This window comes from Paenibacillus lupini, from assembly GCF_011761355.1.
Lineage (GTDB): Bacteria > Bacillota > Bacilli > Paenibacillales > Paenibacillaceae > Pristimantibacillus > Pristimantibacillus lupini.
The window spans coordinates 149173-164417 of record NZ_JAASRW010000005.1 but is presented as its reverse complement, the minus strand read 5'-3'; the positions used below and the strand labels follow the sequence as shown (position 1 = coordinate 164417).

Here is a 15245-nt window from a genome sequence, read left to right as displayed (position 1 = left end):
CTTGAAAATCCCTACTTTCTTTTATAAGTTTTACGAAGTAATCGAACTAACTAGTCAATAATTTCGCCGTATGTCGAAGCTCATCGCATGCCTTTATAATATTGAAACCGAGGTATATCAACAATTCTATATTTTCTATACTTTCTATAGTTTGAAACTATAAGATCATTCTACTAAATAATAGGTGATGAGCTATTATCAATAATCGGCAAACTGTGGTAAAAAAAGGATTTAATAAAAAAGGAGCAGCTGCCGTAGCAATCTGCTCCTTGTTAATTCAAGTCATCAACGATTAGAACAACAGCGCATCCAGTGAGTAAGCTCCTGCTCCTGTCAGTGCAACGCCGATAGCTACAGCCACGAGGACCAGCGGATATTCATACCCATTTGCTGTTGCCCACAGGCCGTTAGGCCGATGCACTTTAACTATAGCACCTGCCATGGTGATTACAATCATCACTCCTGCTGCTACTGTGAACAGTCCCGTGGTGAACAATGCCCCACCCAGCAGTTCCAATACTCCAGCAAATACAGCCATAACAACACCAGGACGAATGCCAACTGATTCCATCCAGCCTCCTGTCCCTTTCGGGCCATATCCCCCGAACAAGCCGAACAGTTTCTGTGCTCCATGACCAACAAACAACAATCCTACCACTACCCGAATAATAAGAAGTCCCAAATCCATCATTTTCATTCATCTCCCAAATTTTTATAGTGTTAATCTAAATTTACCTAGCGAATCTGCCCTGTCATACTATTGAGATAATCCCTCTAGCGGTCATCCCTTAGCAAAATCATTTTATCAGCTGCCAGCTTCGCCGGAGTTACGTCCTCGCCATTGTCATCGATTACCGAGACACCCAGCAGCATATCGTGAACTTGACCGCGAATCTGCTGCAAATACTCAGTACGAAGCTCTGTCTGCTCTTTTTTCTCCTGCTCGTTTAATCCTTCAGCATGCTGTTTTCTGCTCAATTCGTTAATACGTCCGAGAATAGCAATCATAATCTGCACCTCATTCCAAAGTTTTTGTCTTTAATTTAATAATCTTTAAATTAAGATATGTGAGATAAAAAAATTTCTCCTCTACAACACGATGCTCAATTCCCATTGTATTTCGCATTTCACAATCGATTCGATTTGTGATCCATCGTATGACTTTGAGGGTTCGTTTCGTTTATCTTTAAATTAAATATCTTGAATTAAAGATAACTCATATTCGTAATGTTGTCAACAGGTAAAATAAAAGAAGGGGCAACTATAAAATGATAGCTCCCCCTTGCTTTGAACCTTTTTAACGAGATCCGAATCCTTAACGATTCCAAGTATTAAAAGCAATCGACTAAATGCCAAAAGATCGGGAGTGGAAACCAGTCTTTTGGAGCAGCTACGTCCATATATCGGCCAAAAGGCGTAAGAATCAGCTTCTGTGCTTCCATTTTATCAAGAACAACAGCCTCTGGCCAAGCTTCCCGCTCGACATGTACACCTGATTGGTCGACTCGGATGGTTACCGGCTGATCATCCATGACAGCTGAAAAAACACCTGGAGAAAGTCCAATTGTATGGAATTTCAGTGTTAAAAAGGCTTCTAGTACATTCGCAAAATCAAATATATTATACATATTAGATGCTTCTATTTTATAATTTTCCGCGAAAGCACTAAGCTCCGCATTACTCTCCATCTCATATTCCGGTAGTGAAATTCTCACTTGATCTACAGCATATTTATCAAAATAAGCTTTCATTATTTTTCGAATATCTTTCACGTTTGTTACCGACAGTTCACTTATTACAGTACCGCTATGATCCTTGACCAAATACCCGATAAGGGTATCCTCGCATACTATGCCAATAGGAGCTTGTCCAAAGGAGGCGAAAATCTTCTGGATAAGACGTGGTTCCCGCGGAACGTAAGCACGACGTGACGTGTTTATTGTGTTGGTAAATGCTTCAGCATTCTCAAGTTCAAATAGCGGCAAGAATGAGATTCCCCTGCTATCTATTTTCTCCATTACGTGCCTGACATTTGCTTTGGTAATCGTATACTCACACTTGATTCCGCCAGCCGTATACCCGAAATACTCATATCTCTGCCGCTGACCACTCAATACACTCAGATCAGAAGTACCTCTCATTTCATCCAGCCAGCTCGTCATCAAAACCTTCATATGTCCTTCTCCCCGAGCCCGCGGATGAACAGCAACTCCCCCTAGGAACTTTGCGCGGAGCTCAAGAGTGCCCACATGCAAAGTTTGCGGCAACAACGCTATTTGCGATACCAGTTTGCCTTCCTTATTCTCGGCAACCATAGTTATCTCATAAGATTGATCATTCTCATGGTATACCTTTGGGAGTACTTTTTCAAAATCGATACCAAATGAATAGTTTGCTAAATCAACAATCTCATCTCGTTCTTCTGGTTTGGCCATTCTATATTGAGTCATTTAATATTCATTCCTTCCGCTTCGCTCAGAAATTTGTATTACTTCCTATCAATAAATATGATAGAAGCTAAAGCGTTTTCAGACAAGTGTACAACGACAAGAACTTTCATACATACATGAATGCTTCTCCTCGCTCTGCGTACCGGCTTTGCGGCCGAAATAAAATCAGGCTATATTTATTCCAATTCAAAGTCGATCCATCTGGTCAAATTGTATTAGAATCCTTTAGCATTTCGCCTTGTTCTCGGAGTAATAGTTTCCATGGATTCTATATTTTGACAGGTTGTAAACCTGGTAAAAATACCACATCATATAGTTGGGCGTTTGTCAAACTGACAATGTGTCCGAATACGATGCGGGTAAGCCGTGGGCGCACCGGATCGAAAAATAAGGAGGATTTTCATTTATGTCAAAACGATTTGGCAGAATGCTCGCGTTCCTCTGTTGCTTGGTAATGGTGGCGTCGCTAATCCCTGCCAGCTTTGCCGCAGCCACTGACAACATCAAGTACGCAGAAGCACTTGATGGCGACATCAGTTCTACAACTCTTACAAGCTTGCAGACGAATGAAACGCCGACCGCCATTTTCGGAACTCCCGAACTCGGGTCAGACGACCCACTGTGGGCCCTGACAATGGAGCATCTCATCAACAAAAGCACTGTGCCCGGCGACCCCAGACCTCATGCCACGGGCATAGCCAGAATCCTTTGGGACCACGACTACCTGTATGCCCGCGTAGTTGTGGAGGACAGCAATCTATATAAGGGAGCCGGCGGAGATTACCAGTACGATAGCCTGGAGTTTTATGTCGGCAACGGATCCGGAGGCTCAAACCAATGGCGTGTCAGCGCGACGGGCGTGTTTTCAGGGCAGTCCGCTCCTGGCAGAGCTGCGTGGACCCAGATCACGGATACAGGATATATCGTGGAGATGAGAATACCCAAAGGAACCTTGACCTTACAGGAAGGCAAGCTTACCTTTGAGGTTTATATCAATAACTCGACGGAAAAGGGCGGTGACCGCTATGAAGTCGTATCCTCTTTCGGAGTTCCGGACGCGGGTTATTCCAGCGATGCTTCATTTACAGACAGCCTGCAGCTTACTTCAGCCAATGAAGCGGACACCAGATTCTCAATCACCGCAACGGCGGGACCGGGCGGTACAATAACGCCGGACCCACCCGGCGATGTTCTGAGACTTGCTAAGGGCTCAAGCAAACAATTTACGTTTACCCCCAATCACGGAAAAATTGTGGATACCGTAACGGTAGACGGCGAGGCCGTGACTCTAATTGCTGGCACTTATACCTTTTTAAATGTTGAGGCTGACCATACCATTCACGTGACATTCAAAAACGATCCGAACGCGAAGCAGCTTCCCTTTATCGTATGGAATGACAACTTCGCCCGTGGCGAGTACACGACGGCCGTCATCATTGACTTAGGCGATGGGAAGTCGGCGTTAGGCTCCGCGCTTAAACCGGGCTTGTTTATCGTCTCAGCTAGGAACACGACCCTCAGCGGCGACTCGGTGACCTTTGAAGGTACGCGCAAGATCACAAGGGTATACGCCAACAACGAACCAAAGGTACGCGGCTATCTAGGGACGGTAAGCCATTCACCGGATTATCAGGAAGGACTGGCAAGCGGCCGTTACATCGTAGTTGAGTTTGAGTTTTATTCAGAGAGCGGCGGCAATATAACGCTGGATGGCAACAGTAACTCGACAAAGCAAGTTTACAACATCGTCCAGAACGACGAGATCCAACTAACAGATGGGAGTTCGCTTCGCAACGTGGTTTTTGAACAGGACAAAGTTGTGAATCCGATCCTTGACAAGTTTACAACACCTACGGGCGATTCGGTCAATCGCGCGCTCTACCTTCACAAGGATGGCAACGGTAAAGTGGTGCAACGATTGCCGCTGTATGTCTATACCCACGGCAGGTCACGCGGCGGCACAAACGCAGAAACAGACCAAAAAGCAGCCATGAAATCCGCCAACGGCTCGGTCGCTCTAATGAAAAAAATGGAGGAATATCCCGAGAAATACGCCAGCCATATACTGAATATTTCCTATAATGGCACATCTACTCCCTCTACAGCCAATGTTAAGAAGGTTATAGACGACCTGGTTGCCAGCGGCGCAGTAGACCCTAACCGTATTTACGTGGCGGGCTTCTCGTGGGGCGGCCTGTATACGAACAGCTTAGTTAACGACTACCCCGGCTTCTTCGCGGCCGCCGCACCTATGTCTCCGGTAAACGGATCACCGAACGCGAGCACCAACGACGCTCACGCCAAACTGGCCTATTGGATGTTTATCAATGCGAATAACGTTGGAATATACCAGACTAACCTCGCTACCTTCATAAACACCAATATGCCGAAAATGACCAACGCGAGAGCTTCCCGCTTTGAGAGCAATGAGGCTCTTACATGGCCCTACAATCAATTTGATCAGCCGAGTCAGAGGCCGAATCCGGACAACACACCTGCCCTGCCTGATTATATAGCGCACGAGGTTGAAGCTGCGGTTCTTTACAACCAGATTACGATGGGGACTTGGAGCATAGCTCCCACGGCGCAGTCCTCTAACTTGCCGGCTTGGAGCAATGACTACACCGACGTCTTTGATTGGATGTTCGCGCAGAGAAAAACGGACGGGCCCGGTGCTCCGGGCGACTTCAAGGCAACGGCGGGCGACGGTCAGGTCACATTGAGCTGGACTGCTCCGGCTGACGACGGTGGCAGTGCGATATCGGGTTACAAGGTCTGGTACGGCAGCGTGACGCTAGTCACACTGGGTGCGGCGGAGACCAAATATACCTTCACTGGCTTGACAAACAACCAAGGCTACACCTTCAAGATCGTTGCGGTAAATGCGAAGGGCGAAGGCGCGGAGCTCAGTGCAACGGCTACGCCGACGAAGCCGACAACTCCCACTGTGCCCAATCCTTCTGGTGGCAACAGCGGAAATACGGGCACCGGGACAGACGCGGGATTGAAGTCGAACTACACTGTGAATACACCTAAGGATAAGCCCGCGGTCACAGACAAAAACGGCAACACCACCCTACCCGGCGGCGGCGAGATTGCGACCAAGGGTGGGACCAAGATTAAGGTACCCGCAGGCACAACTATAGACTCAAACGATAAGGTTACCATCCCGGCGGGCAAGAGCGCCGAAGTGGCACTACCCGGCAGCAGCATGACGCTGAATATCCATGAGGGTACGGAGCTTGTGTTCGATGACGATACCCCGCTGGGCTTCCTCGTGATGTCGGGCAATCCTTTCAGGGATGTCAACATGGACGACTGGTTCTACAGCTACGTAAACTTCGCCTACTCATACGGTCTTTTCAATGGCACGACGTCCACGACGTTCTCACCGGGCACCTCAATGACGCGCGCGATGTTCGTTCAGGTACTGGCCAATCTTGAGAACGTAAACCGCTCTGGTTATACGAGTTCCCGCTTTAGCGACGTGACGGACGGGCAGTGGTACACGGCGGCAGTCGAGTGGGCAGCCGAAAGCGGCATAGTCAACGGTATAAACGCAGACCTGTTTGACCCCAATTCACCGATGACGCGCGAGCAGATGCTGGTGATACTGTACAACTACATGAAGTACAAGGGCTATGAGATACCTGAAAGTCAATCTAAGTCCTTCGCGGACGAGAGTGAGATCAGCTCATGGGCGTTGGAGGCCGTTCAGGCACTGCGGGGCATGGGCATTGTATTAGGCAAGCCGGACAACCTCTTTGACCCTAAAGCCACCGGCACCCGCGCCGAAGTAGCCACTATCTTTGTAAGGTTCGTCGAATATCTGGCTAAGTAAAAGCGTAAACAGAAAAATGCGGACCCTTCCGGTTGGACAATATCCAACCGGAAGGGTCTCCTTCTATTTTACAAAGAAAATCTCCGGTCTGATGCAATCGCAGTATCCATCCCATTACTTGATATTTAACTTGTAATACATGCCCAACTTGCACTCCAGATCATGAGAAACAGGAGCAGCCGGTCAGAATTGACCGGCTGCTGTTCTTATTGTGCCAATGTTCCCAGTTAGCGTAATCCCCAACTGAATATAAAAATAGTCGCATAACCAACGTAGTGTGTTCGGGCTAGCGACATAACACCCACAACTTCACAATAGCTATTTCCGCCCAGACGGGCGAAAATAGCTATATGTCGATGCCTGAGCGCCTTTGCCGTCAACTCGCCTTGGCGAGTCTCGTGCCGCGAACTGATGCAACAGCGTATACGATTAGCGATGTCCAGATGAGCGCGAAGCCGACGAGCAGCACCGGGGAGACCAATTCCTTAAATACGAATATGCTCAATAGCAACATAATCGTCGGCCCAATGTATTGTACGAATCCAAGTGCGGACAGCGCCATCCGGGCGGCAGCCCGCGCAAAGAAGAGCAGCGGCAACGCCGTAACCACGCCTGACAGAAGCAGTTCGACGAACGTGGACGCGGGCAGCGTCCATGCCGTCGTCTTTCCCGCGGCGGCCAAGTAAATCCAGTAGCCGATTGCGATGGGCAGGACGACAGCCGTCTCCGACAGCAAGCCTACAGAAGCGTCTTGCACGATTTTTTTCTTCGCGAAGCCGTACAAGCCGAACGACGCGGCCAGCGAGATCGCGACCCATGGGAACCGCCCGTAATCGATAGCGATGATGAGCACTGCAGACCCAGCGATGGCAATCGCGAGCCATTGGCCACGGTTTGGCTTCTCGCGAAGGAAGACGACCGCCAGCAGCACGTTCAGCAACGGGTTCAAATAATAGCCTAGACTTGTCTCTACAATATGGCCATTATTCACCGCCCAGATGAAGATGAGCCAATTCGCCGCGATCAGCAGTCCGCTGGCGGCGAGTGGCAGCAGGATCGTGCGGCTAGCCGCAATCCGCTTCATGTCGCTCCATCGGCGCTGGACGGCAACAAGTATACCCATGAAGACAAACGACCAGACGACCCGGTGCGATAAAATCTCTCCTGCCGGCACGTCGTTGAACAGCTTCCAATATAGTGGGAGAACCCCCCACATGATATACGCAATAATGGCGTTGACCAACCCGTTGTTCATAATCAATTCCCCACTTTTCTCTCCGATGTCTGAACGGATTATACACCTCGATCCAGGCTTAAACAAGAGAAAAATCGGTCCACTAGCAGGCAACCGCGCTCCTGTTAGGTTGCTTATGTGTATTTTGAACTATAGTTCACCGTTTAGCTCAATGAACCGAGTGTACTTGTTAGTTTACAAGTTGTGATGAAATTCTTTTCACTTCAAGAATAGAAGCAATCTCCCATTTAAGCGCTCAAACTCCTTCAAAAGATCAGCAGCGTTGTTCGAATATTTACTCTGAATGTAGAACCGGCTACTGGTGTAAAAGAGGGAGAAGATCAATTCTCTTGAGACAACCGTTTCTTGTTGAATGCATTCCTTGTAGGCATCCAAGGTAGAATATAGGAGCTCAATGAGATTGCGGTCGATCACCGCATTCCCATTCCCTGCCTGGTTTCCCCTTAATGAAACAACAATGTCAGTACAGATCTCTTGCAGTTTTTTCTCCAAGTTCGGTTCTATGCAACTTCGCCTCCCTAATGGATTTCCTGCTTTTTTGTGGAACTTCAAGCTAACGAATATTATCCACATGGCGCATAAATAAACGACAGCGAATTCTCTACCAGCTACCATAGTGTTTAAATGAGCTTCCCGGTAGTGTAATGACTACAACCAATAACCGCATAGATTGTAAATAGATTAACTATTCAATTTAGAAGGTGATTTAAGTGTTGTATATAATTCCAGGTGGAATAGCTAATGCAACAGGTATGGATGGAAGGGTTGTAGCGTTGGTTTTTATTGGACTTGCCATAATCGTTATTATTGAAAGATTGATTAAACGAAAATAAAGTATCATCTGGATCAGCTGCAATTGTGCTGTTCTCAACTCCCCAGTTAGTTCAATCCCTAACACTATCATTTGTGTAACATTAATCTAATTCACATTGTAAACTCTTGTGCTGGACCTTTGTTATCAATTCTCCTGATCTCATTGTATTGACCGTTTGTATACTCCTTAATAATTTTTCTCCAAAAGATTTGTGCTGGAGTATTCCAATCGAATTCACTCACTCTCCATTTTCCCATATATAATTTAAATGCCTTTATTGCAGCTTGCTTGCCAATATTATTCCTACGATATTTCCTCAAGACAAAAAAGTGATTGAGATAGTATATTCCTTCTACGGATAAATACATCTAATCCCTCTTCCATAATTTTCTCCATCAATACAATCAATTTATCACTTCCTAACGGTCATTTAGATGTTTGATTACAGCATTCAGAGTACAAATTTCTCAAGTGCTAAAGCAACTCCATCATTATCATTTGATTCAGTAATGTAGGCAGTTTACCTAATTTTGTTTAATTAAAGTCTCCTATTAGCGTGACGTTTACTTATAATACGGTTCTCTGCGCTGTTTATTACGGCAAGTTATAGCGCCATCCTTTGCAGGATGATGGCCCTGTCTTAGATCTCGTATTGTTTAACGACCGGAATCGTTAACTTAGCCGCTAAGCATGAGCCAGCGTAGGTATACAAAACACGGGTAGCTTTCCCAAATCAGAAAGCGGTCTAATAAACAAGACATCTTCATTCTCACCATAGGGTTCTACATAAGCTTTGTTGAGGAGTTGATCAGGTCTGAAGTGAAACCGTACTTTCTTTGTTCGTTTCGTAGTAATTCGCGAGACCAACGTTTCCATGTTCACCTGTTTGTCGCTGATCACCTCATACAAATGCAGCAAATCGCCTTCATGCTCGAAAACGATAATGGCATCGTCAGTTCGCGAGTAATATAGGCATTCGTGGAAGATGTTCAAAGCATAAAATTGAAATAAACCTTCGCTGTTTGTGACACCAACATGTTTTGAAATGGGTCTACGGGAAGAAAGCATTTGTTTAATTAAATCCCAATGCTCTTCCTTCAAAACATCCAGTTTTTCCAGTAAAGTTGGTTCACCTGCGGGCTGAACAGCTAAGTTTAAATAAAATTGATGTTCAGGTAATACCGTAAATCCAAACTTGGGGTAAAATTCGAGCACGGTGCTGTTCGCAAATAAGAAAAGCAAATCACATGTGCCTTCGTAGGTTTCCAATACATACTCCATCAGTTGTCTGGACAAACCCTTACCCCGATGCTCGGGATGAGTCATTACCGTTCCAATTTGTATTGCTCTTTTGCTTTCACCATTAATAAGCAAATCCATTTTACTTACCGAAACATTCGCGATTATTTGGTCATCTTCAACAATTGAATGGCAAATATAGCGTTCGCCCCAGGCTCCCTTTTGGTACCATGATTCAAAGTCAATCCCAAATACTAGTTTGGAAAGTCGATTGAAGCTTGCTCGGTACTTGTCATGGTTTTTGTAGTCATAACTATGTATTATCATCGAAAAGTGTTGTCCTTTCTAAGTAGAATAATTATTTATTACATGCTCCGCTATGTAATTCCACGCAGATCACTCCCTCAACCAAGCTATAGATAATACTTTGAGTTTACCATTAAACCCCATATTTTGGGGCGTAAAGAATACTTATAATCACGCTAAACTGCCCTTTACTTCAACAAAAATGGCAACTGATCATCTAGATCAGTTGCCATTTTGTTGTTCTCAACTCCCCGTTATTTCAATTTCCCAATCTGAAAAATTCAGCTTGATTCATAAAATATTCATCAATTTTTTCGACTATGAGCCCTCCGTTTTCTTCAGAGTTGCGTTTTACTTGAATCCATTCGATGTCTTTCTTAAACTGCTCCCATAGCCTTTGACGCTGTGCCATATCCTTAAATTCCATCACATAAAATAGTTTATTTTGGCCTGTTGCATCTATCCAGAAATTCACGACCTTCATTCCCAGTCTTGTGAAAATTCCAAACGTATGCTCCTTAAATCTGTCTTGAATGGCATCCATTCGACCTTCGTAAATCGTATAGATTCGCAACTCGTATAGCATGTTATTTCCTCCCTAAATGAATCTGATTGGTAATCCAGCACACATCTATTTCGACTTTTTAAAAATCAGATCGAGCGCATTCTCTCTGGACCATCATGCTTACCTCCTAAAACACACAGAGGTAAGGGATACCTCTCCCTTACCTCTGCCCAGGCATTCGGCATATGACAATATGTACTTCCTCGTGGGTCTCCACGTTAACGCCAGTCACACATACCAAATATTTACTGTAATTGTAGTTAGAATATTCACTGAAGTAAAGAAGTTATTTTCGTTATCCTGCTCATTAGAGTAACAAAGCTGCCGATCGTGTACCGTTCCTAGATGGTTCAGCAAAGTTAACGAATAAAACTAACTAAGAGTACTGACGCACCCATTAACACTATAATAGAAAATAAAAGGTAACCGAGAATTCTTAGAGGACGTGGCATTGAGTTTAGATCGACTTTTCTTAGTGGTCCCCCACCCTCAATATTTTGAATAGAGCGAAGGTTCTCATCAACATAATTATCGTTACTGTACAAATGTTCCTTTTCGGGATGGGTTTCATGGATGTTGTTTCTGTTCATTTCCAAGTCCCCTCTCATTTCATTTTATATGTAACATTTTACCATGTTTATGAATTAACCATGTCTCACTCCACCTCATAATCCCGCTGCTGCTTTAATTTGTTCTCGTTGGGACATGATTAAAATTCTCAGTTTTTCCGACCCGAAAGCGCCTGCCGTAAAACCATTTGCACTTGGATAGTAGACCATGCGAAAGGATGTACCATCATGAAGGTGTACACGCAGGAAAATACCAGCTTCATGTTTTATTTTTTCATAAACCGCATTAAATCCAACATTCTCCAGACTCAAAAGCTCCTGAACGAATTCTGTGGTCTCATCCTTGCCGAAGTCACCGATTGGACTGCCGTCTTCGCTGCTTTCTAGGCTAATTTTCTCTACTTTTCCTTCTATGTCTAATAGTTCTCCAATAGTCTCTGCTTTCGAATTATCTTTTACTTCATAAATCTTGTTATTGGCTACGACACGGAATTCTGGTTTGTATCCCTTCAGAGCGTAAACAACGGTACCAATTGGAAGAAATGCCGCATCCCCGTTCTTCTCCACATGATCAGTACAGGCATGATCGTTTAACATATAAGAGACTTCGCCGACTTTATCATCGAGTTGTTCCTCTGTTACAGACTTTGTTCCATCGTAGTTTTGATAATATTTAATATTGTTGATCATTAGGAAATCTACCCACTCAATTACTGCCATGCACGGTTCCGTTGTTTTCTCCGGGACTGGTTCAGTATCAGTAACTTGAGATTTTAGCTTCCCTTCTTCTTTGTCCGTCGTACCACAACTGGCTACCAACATCAAAAAAAGAAGTAGACACGAAATTCCCCCCAGATATTTCATCCTTCTCATTCATAACCACCTCAAACTTTTTTGACGAGTTTACTGAACTTTATGTTGCGGTTGTAGAAAAAGGCAATTCACATGTTTTGAATCGCATTGCTATCTTTATTGAACTAAAGTTCCCCGTTAATTTAATGATACAAGCTTGCTTTCAGAAAGTTTAAAACTTTCTGAGTGACTCAACATGATGAAGCTCTAGTCAAAATTCATTGATGTCTGAATCTATATCTACCCTTCAATTGCCCTTTCACTTCATCATGCTGAACGGTTAACGTAATAATACCTTTTGATAATGCAGTGATTACCCATCTGTATGATTCTTGTTCTACAACAATCTTTCTTGACCCTTTTTTGCTAATTGTCATTGACTCAACTCCTAATTTTAGCCTCATTCATTTTAACACATATTGGAACTATCCTCCCTCTACCTTAATAAAAATAGAGCAGCTGCCGCTGTGGCAAACTGCTCCTAGGTGGCTGAACTAACGTTCCCCGTTTAGCGCAATGAAGATCGAATCGAACCTAAGCGATTGGATACATTTAATCCTTACTTAAGATGTAATTTGATATTCTTGTTTTCATGATTTTCAAAAATCTCCATCAAAATATCAAAAATAGTTGGACCTTCTTTATGTTGAGCTCTTGTTAGTTCCTGAAGTACATATTACATATAGGAGATGCCTCGTGGCAGCTCCCCCCACTAACGTTCCCAGTTAGCTCTATTCATGTACGATACTCTAAGCACCGAAAAGATTTTCAATACATTCAAAGTTTTCATTTAATGTTTTACTACCATCTACTTTTAATATATTTAACTGTAGCTTAGAAGCTGTACTCTGCACAAATTCAGAAAAGAGTGCATCCCGTGACATCCAATTATTAAAAGCCATTTCAGGGTTTTCAGTGTTTCGCAATATATCATGTATCCAAACCCTCTTGGCATATTGTTCTTTTTGAAATCTCTCAGTTGGAATAATCCAGACAGCTTTATGAAATTCGCCTAAATGAGCTGATACGAGAGAAGGTAATAGTTGATTGCCTTCAACAATAAAAGGTTTATCTGTTCTCTTTGCAAGGTCATTTATCACAAATGAAAAGTCCTCAACAAAAGATTGTATATATACACTTAGCTGTTCTTGGACACCCCTCGCATAGAAAGCTTCATTGGGGCTCATTGTAGAAACTTTATGCATTGCTGGATATTCAGTAGATGAAACATTTTTCAAATGTCTATCAAAATGTTCATCACAAGAATAAAATTCAAATCCATGCTCTTCTGCATACATCCTGGCTAATGTACTTTTACCTGCACAAGATGATCCACCTATCCAATAAACAACTTGATTTCCAAGCATTATTTCCCACCTCGAATATTTTAACAACATTGGCGCTCCGTTCTTTTGTCCTGCCAACGGAACTCATTAAGTATTCAATAGATAATGTGAATATCCCTTTTTAGATACTCTCATTTCATGACGTTCCACGCTAAACTACCCTTTACTTCAGCAAAAACAGCAATCGATTATTTTCCGGCCGCTGTCGTTTTGGTTTGAACTATCGTTTCCCGTTAGTTTAATCCACTTGTGGCGCTATTTTATTCAAATAGCCAATTTATCTCTGTTGAGCCGATGTCTTTTTCAGCTATCACTGGTGTTTTTTTAGCATCGCCTAACTTTTCAATGCGCAATTGATATGGTTTAAGCATCTCTTCCCAATTGTTAGAAGTCGACGAGTTTGAAGCAGCATAGCTGAGATAATCAGTAACAATTTTCTTCAATTGTTCACTGCTTATTTGACTCTGGTCATATTCAATTTCAACTATACGCGCATCGTATATAAAAATGGGTGACAAGGCGAAAGCCACCACATAAAAATCTGTCGAACATCTATTAGCATGGAGGATTCGACAACGTTCATCTGAAAGAAAAGCCCCTCCGAGATCCGGAAGGGCTTTTCTGTTTCTTACGCTGGGGAGCCCAATTACTAGATTTGGTACATGTGTACAAGCCAAACTCTATCACTATCCATATACTGTTAACAAATATAGAAAGGAAGTGATGAAAAATGCCAAAAAACAAAAGTGGCGGCAACAAAACTAGTGGTAACAAAACTAGTGGCAACGACGGTGTTCAATCCGTTTTATCTCAAATCGGAGTGGGTACGCCTAACGTCCGAATCCATTTTGACGGTACATTCCATGAAGGTACTTTTTTAGGATTTCAAAATGGCTCTGTCATTCTTCGTTTAGCTAGCGGTACCGTCGTTTTTATCAAGCGTACTTCAATAACTGCTGTCGATTTCTTCTAATAACACTAACAAAAGGCAAGGGGAATTCCCTTGCCCATACATATATCCGTTTAATTTGGGACGCTTTCTTTGTTTATACGGATCGGACGTTCCGTATCAGCTCGCTGAACCAGTCTGGTGTCGATGTTGGCGTGTAAACACTGAAGAAGAGCCCTTCCGGATCACGGAAGGGCTCTTCTTTTGGGATCAATAGATATTCAGTTCTTGAATATACCGCGCGAGCCGGACGGAGATCTCCGATTTAACGACTTCCTTCATGAGAGAGAAACGATCCTCGTATCCTTTGTACCAGTACGAATAATGAAGCGCAGCTGCTCCCCTGTCGATCTGCTCGACACGATGTCGCGTTTCTTTAATTCCGTCTTAACTCGGTAGATGTCCATTGTGTGGCATTCATGAGGACATTGTTCGCCGAGCGAAAAACGTCTTTCATGAAGCCGGTAATCTCTAGGTCATACTTTAGTTATCAGCATTGGGGCGATTCTCTTTTTGGTGATTATCTTGTTTAACGGTGGTTTCTGGAAAACCCAACCCTCTTAATTGTAGTTCTTCAAGAATAATAGCGATAAAAACTCTGAATTAGTTTTTATGCGCAACGCGGATTCGAACAAATGGATTAAAAACGTGCATTCAATGTATTATCCCATTTGCCAATCTCCTAGCCACCGGCTCTTCCCTCATCCTTTTGAAATCTATAATGAAGCAAATTAACAAAACAACAAACATCACAATTCTCACGCTTATCCCCCTTCGTAAATAATTAGGGCGCGAAATACAATCAATTGTTGCGCAAATCTGCCCGTTACTCCCATAAAAATAGCAGCCGCTTAAGCGAATGAGGCTGCGTTTTCAGCAGCTTTTGCGCTTCCCGGATTCGTAACGCATTCAAGTAATTGACGAGGGTGTCTCCCGTCTCCTTCTTGAACAAGCTGCTAATATAATTCGGATGCAGACTCATGCGATTCGCAAGATGGTCGAGAGACAGATTGTTCATATAGTTCATTTGCAAATAGGCCAATATCCGTTCGGCGTGCC

The 15245-nt window shown here is 43.8% G+C and carries 15 protein-coding genes and 1 riboswitch; of the genes, 3 read left to right on the top strand and 12 right to left on the bottom strand.

Features of this window, described 5'->3' with window-relative positions:
- Positions 1-292 precede the first annotated feature (292 nt).
- The 3 genes from FHS17_RS17325 to FHS17_RS17315 form a co-directional block, all read right to left on the bottom strand.
- On the bottom strand, positions 293-691 hold the full coding sequence (locus FHS17_RS17325; protein ID WP_167279691.1) for a DoxX family protein: 399 nt from the start codon (positions 689-691) through the stop codon (positions 293-295).
- 83 nt (positions 692-774) lie between these two features.
- Complete coding sequence (locus tag FHS17_RS17320; RefSeq protein ID WP_167279690.1) at positions 775-1008, bottom strand: DUF896 domain-containing protein; 234 nt, start codon at positions 1006-1008, stop codon at positions 775-777.
- 323 nt (positions 1009-1331) lie between these two features.
- Entirely contained in the window at positions 1332-2450 is a 1119-nt protein-coding gene (locus tag FHS17_RS17315) for a GNAT family N-acetyltransferase (protein WP_167279689.1), read from the bottom strand.
- A gap of 406 nt (positions 2451-2856) precedes the next feature.
- Here FHS17_RS17315 and FHS17_RS17310 point away from each other — a divergent pair, with 406 nt between their 5' ends.
- Entirely contained in the window at positions 2857-6291 is a 3435-nt protein-coding gene (locus FHS17_RS17310) for an S-layer homology domain-containing protein (RefSeq protein ID WP_167279688.1), read from the top strand.
- 376 nt (positions 6292-6667) lie between these two features.
- Here the strand turns inward: FHS17_RS17310 and rarD are convergent, their stop codons facing one another.
- From rarD to FHS17_RS17270, 8 genes are all read right to left on the bottom strand, one after another.
- A complete protein-coding gene (rarD, locus tag FHS17_RS17305) occupies positions 6668-7546 on the bottom strand; it encodes an EamA family transporter RarD (RefSeq protein WP_167279687.1) in 879 nt (292 codons plus the stop codon).
- A gap of 924 nt (positions 7547-8470) precedes the next feature.
- A complete protein-coding gene (locus FHS17_RS17300; RefSeq protein WP_167279686.1) occupies positions 8471-8728 on the bottom strand; it encodes a hypothetical protein in 258 nt (85 codons plus the stop codon).
- A gap of 316 nt (positions 8729-9044) precedes the next feature.
- Positions 9045-9926, bottom strand: a complete 882-nt coding sequence (locus FHS17_RS17295) for a GNAT family N-acetyltransferase (protein WP_167279685.1) — start codon at positions 9924-9926, stop codon at positions 9045-9047.
- A gap of 238 nt (positions 9927-10164) precedes the next feature.
- The gene (locus tag FHS17_RS17290) at positions 10165-10491 is read right to left on the bottom strand and encodes an NIPSNAP family protein (RefSeq protein ID WP_167279684.1); all 327 of its coding nucleotides are present in this window, start codon (positions 10489-10491) and stop codon (positions 10165-10167) included.
- Between the two features lie 140 nt (positions 10492-10631).
- Positions 10632-10712: riboswitch (ZMP/ZTP riboswitch) on the bottom strand.
- 423 nt (positions 10713-11135) lie between these two features.
- Positions 11136-11912 (bottom strand): hypothetical protein, encoded by a 777-nt coding sequence (locus tag FHS17_RS17285; RefSeq protein WP_243865409.1) that lies wholly within the window; start codon positions 11910-11912, stop codon positions 11136-11138.
- Between the two features lie 197 nt (positions 11913-12109).
- Positions 12110-12268, bottom strand: coding sequence for a hypothetical protein (locus FHS17_RS17280; protein ID WP_167279683.1), 159 nt, complete (start codon positions 12266-12268; stop codon positions 12110-12112).
- Positions 12269-12640: 372 nt separating this feature from the next.
- Positions 12641-13258, bottom strand: coding sequence for a hypothetical protein (locus tag FHS17_RS17275; protein ID WP_167279682.1), 618 nt, complete (start codon positions 13256-13258; stop codon positions 12641-12643).
- 239 nt (positions 13259-13497) lie between these two features.
- Positions 13498-13914 carry a hypothetical protein gene (locus FHS17_RS17270; RefSeq protein ID WP_167279681.1) on the bottom strand — a complete coding sequence of 139 codons (417 nt, stop codon included), beginning with the start codon at positions 13912-13914 and terminating at the stop codon, positions 13498-13500.
- Between the two features lie 53 nt (positions 13915-13967).
- On the opposite strand from FHS17_RS17270, the gene FHS17_RS17265 reads away from it, so the two are divergent.
- Positions 13968-14210 carry a hypothetical protein gene (locus tag FHS17_RS17265; protein WP_167279680.1) on the top strand — a complete coding sequence of 81 codons (243 nt, stop codon included), beginning with the start codon at positions 13968-13970 and terminating at the stop codon, positions 14208-14210.
- Positions 14211-14390: 180 nt separating this feature from the next.
- The gene (locus tag FHS17_RS17260; protein WP_167279679.1) at positions 14391-14585 is read left to right on the top strand and encodes a hypothetical protein; all 195 of its coding nucleotides are present in this window, start codon (positions 14391-14393) and stop codon (positions 14583-14585) included.
- Positions 14586-15012: 427 nt separating this feature from the next.
- Here the strand turns inward: FHS17_RS17260 and FHS17_RS17255 are convergent, their stop codons facing one another.
- Positions 15013-15219: a helix-turn-helix transcriptional regulator gene (locus tag FHS17_RS17255; protein WP_243865408.1), complete on the bottom strand. Its 207-nt coding sequence runs from the start codon at positions 15217-15219 to the stop codon at positions 15013-15015.
- Between the last annotated feature and the right edge of the window lie 26 nt (positions 15220-15245).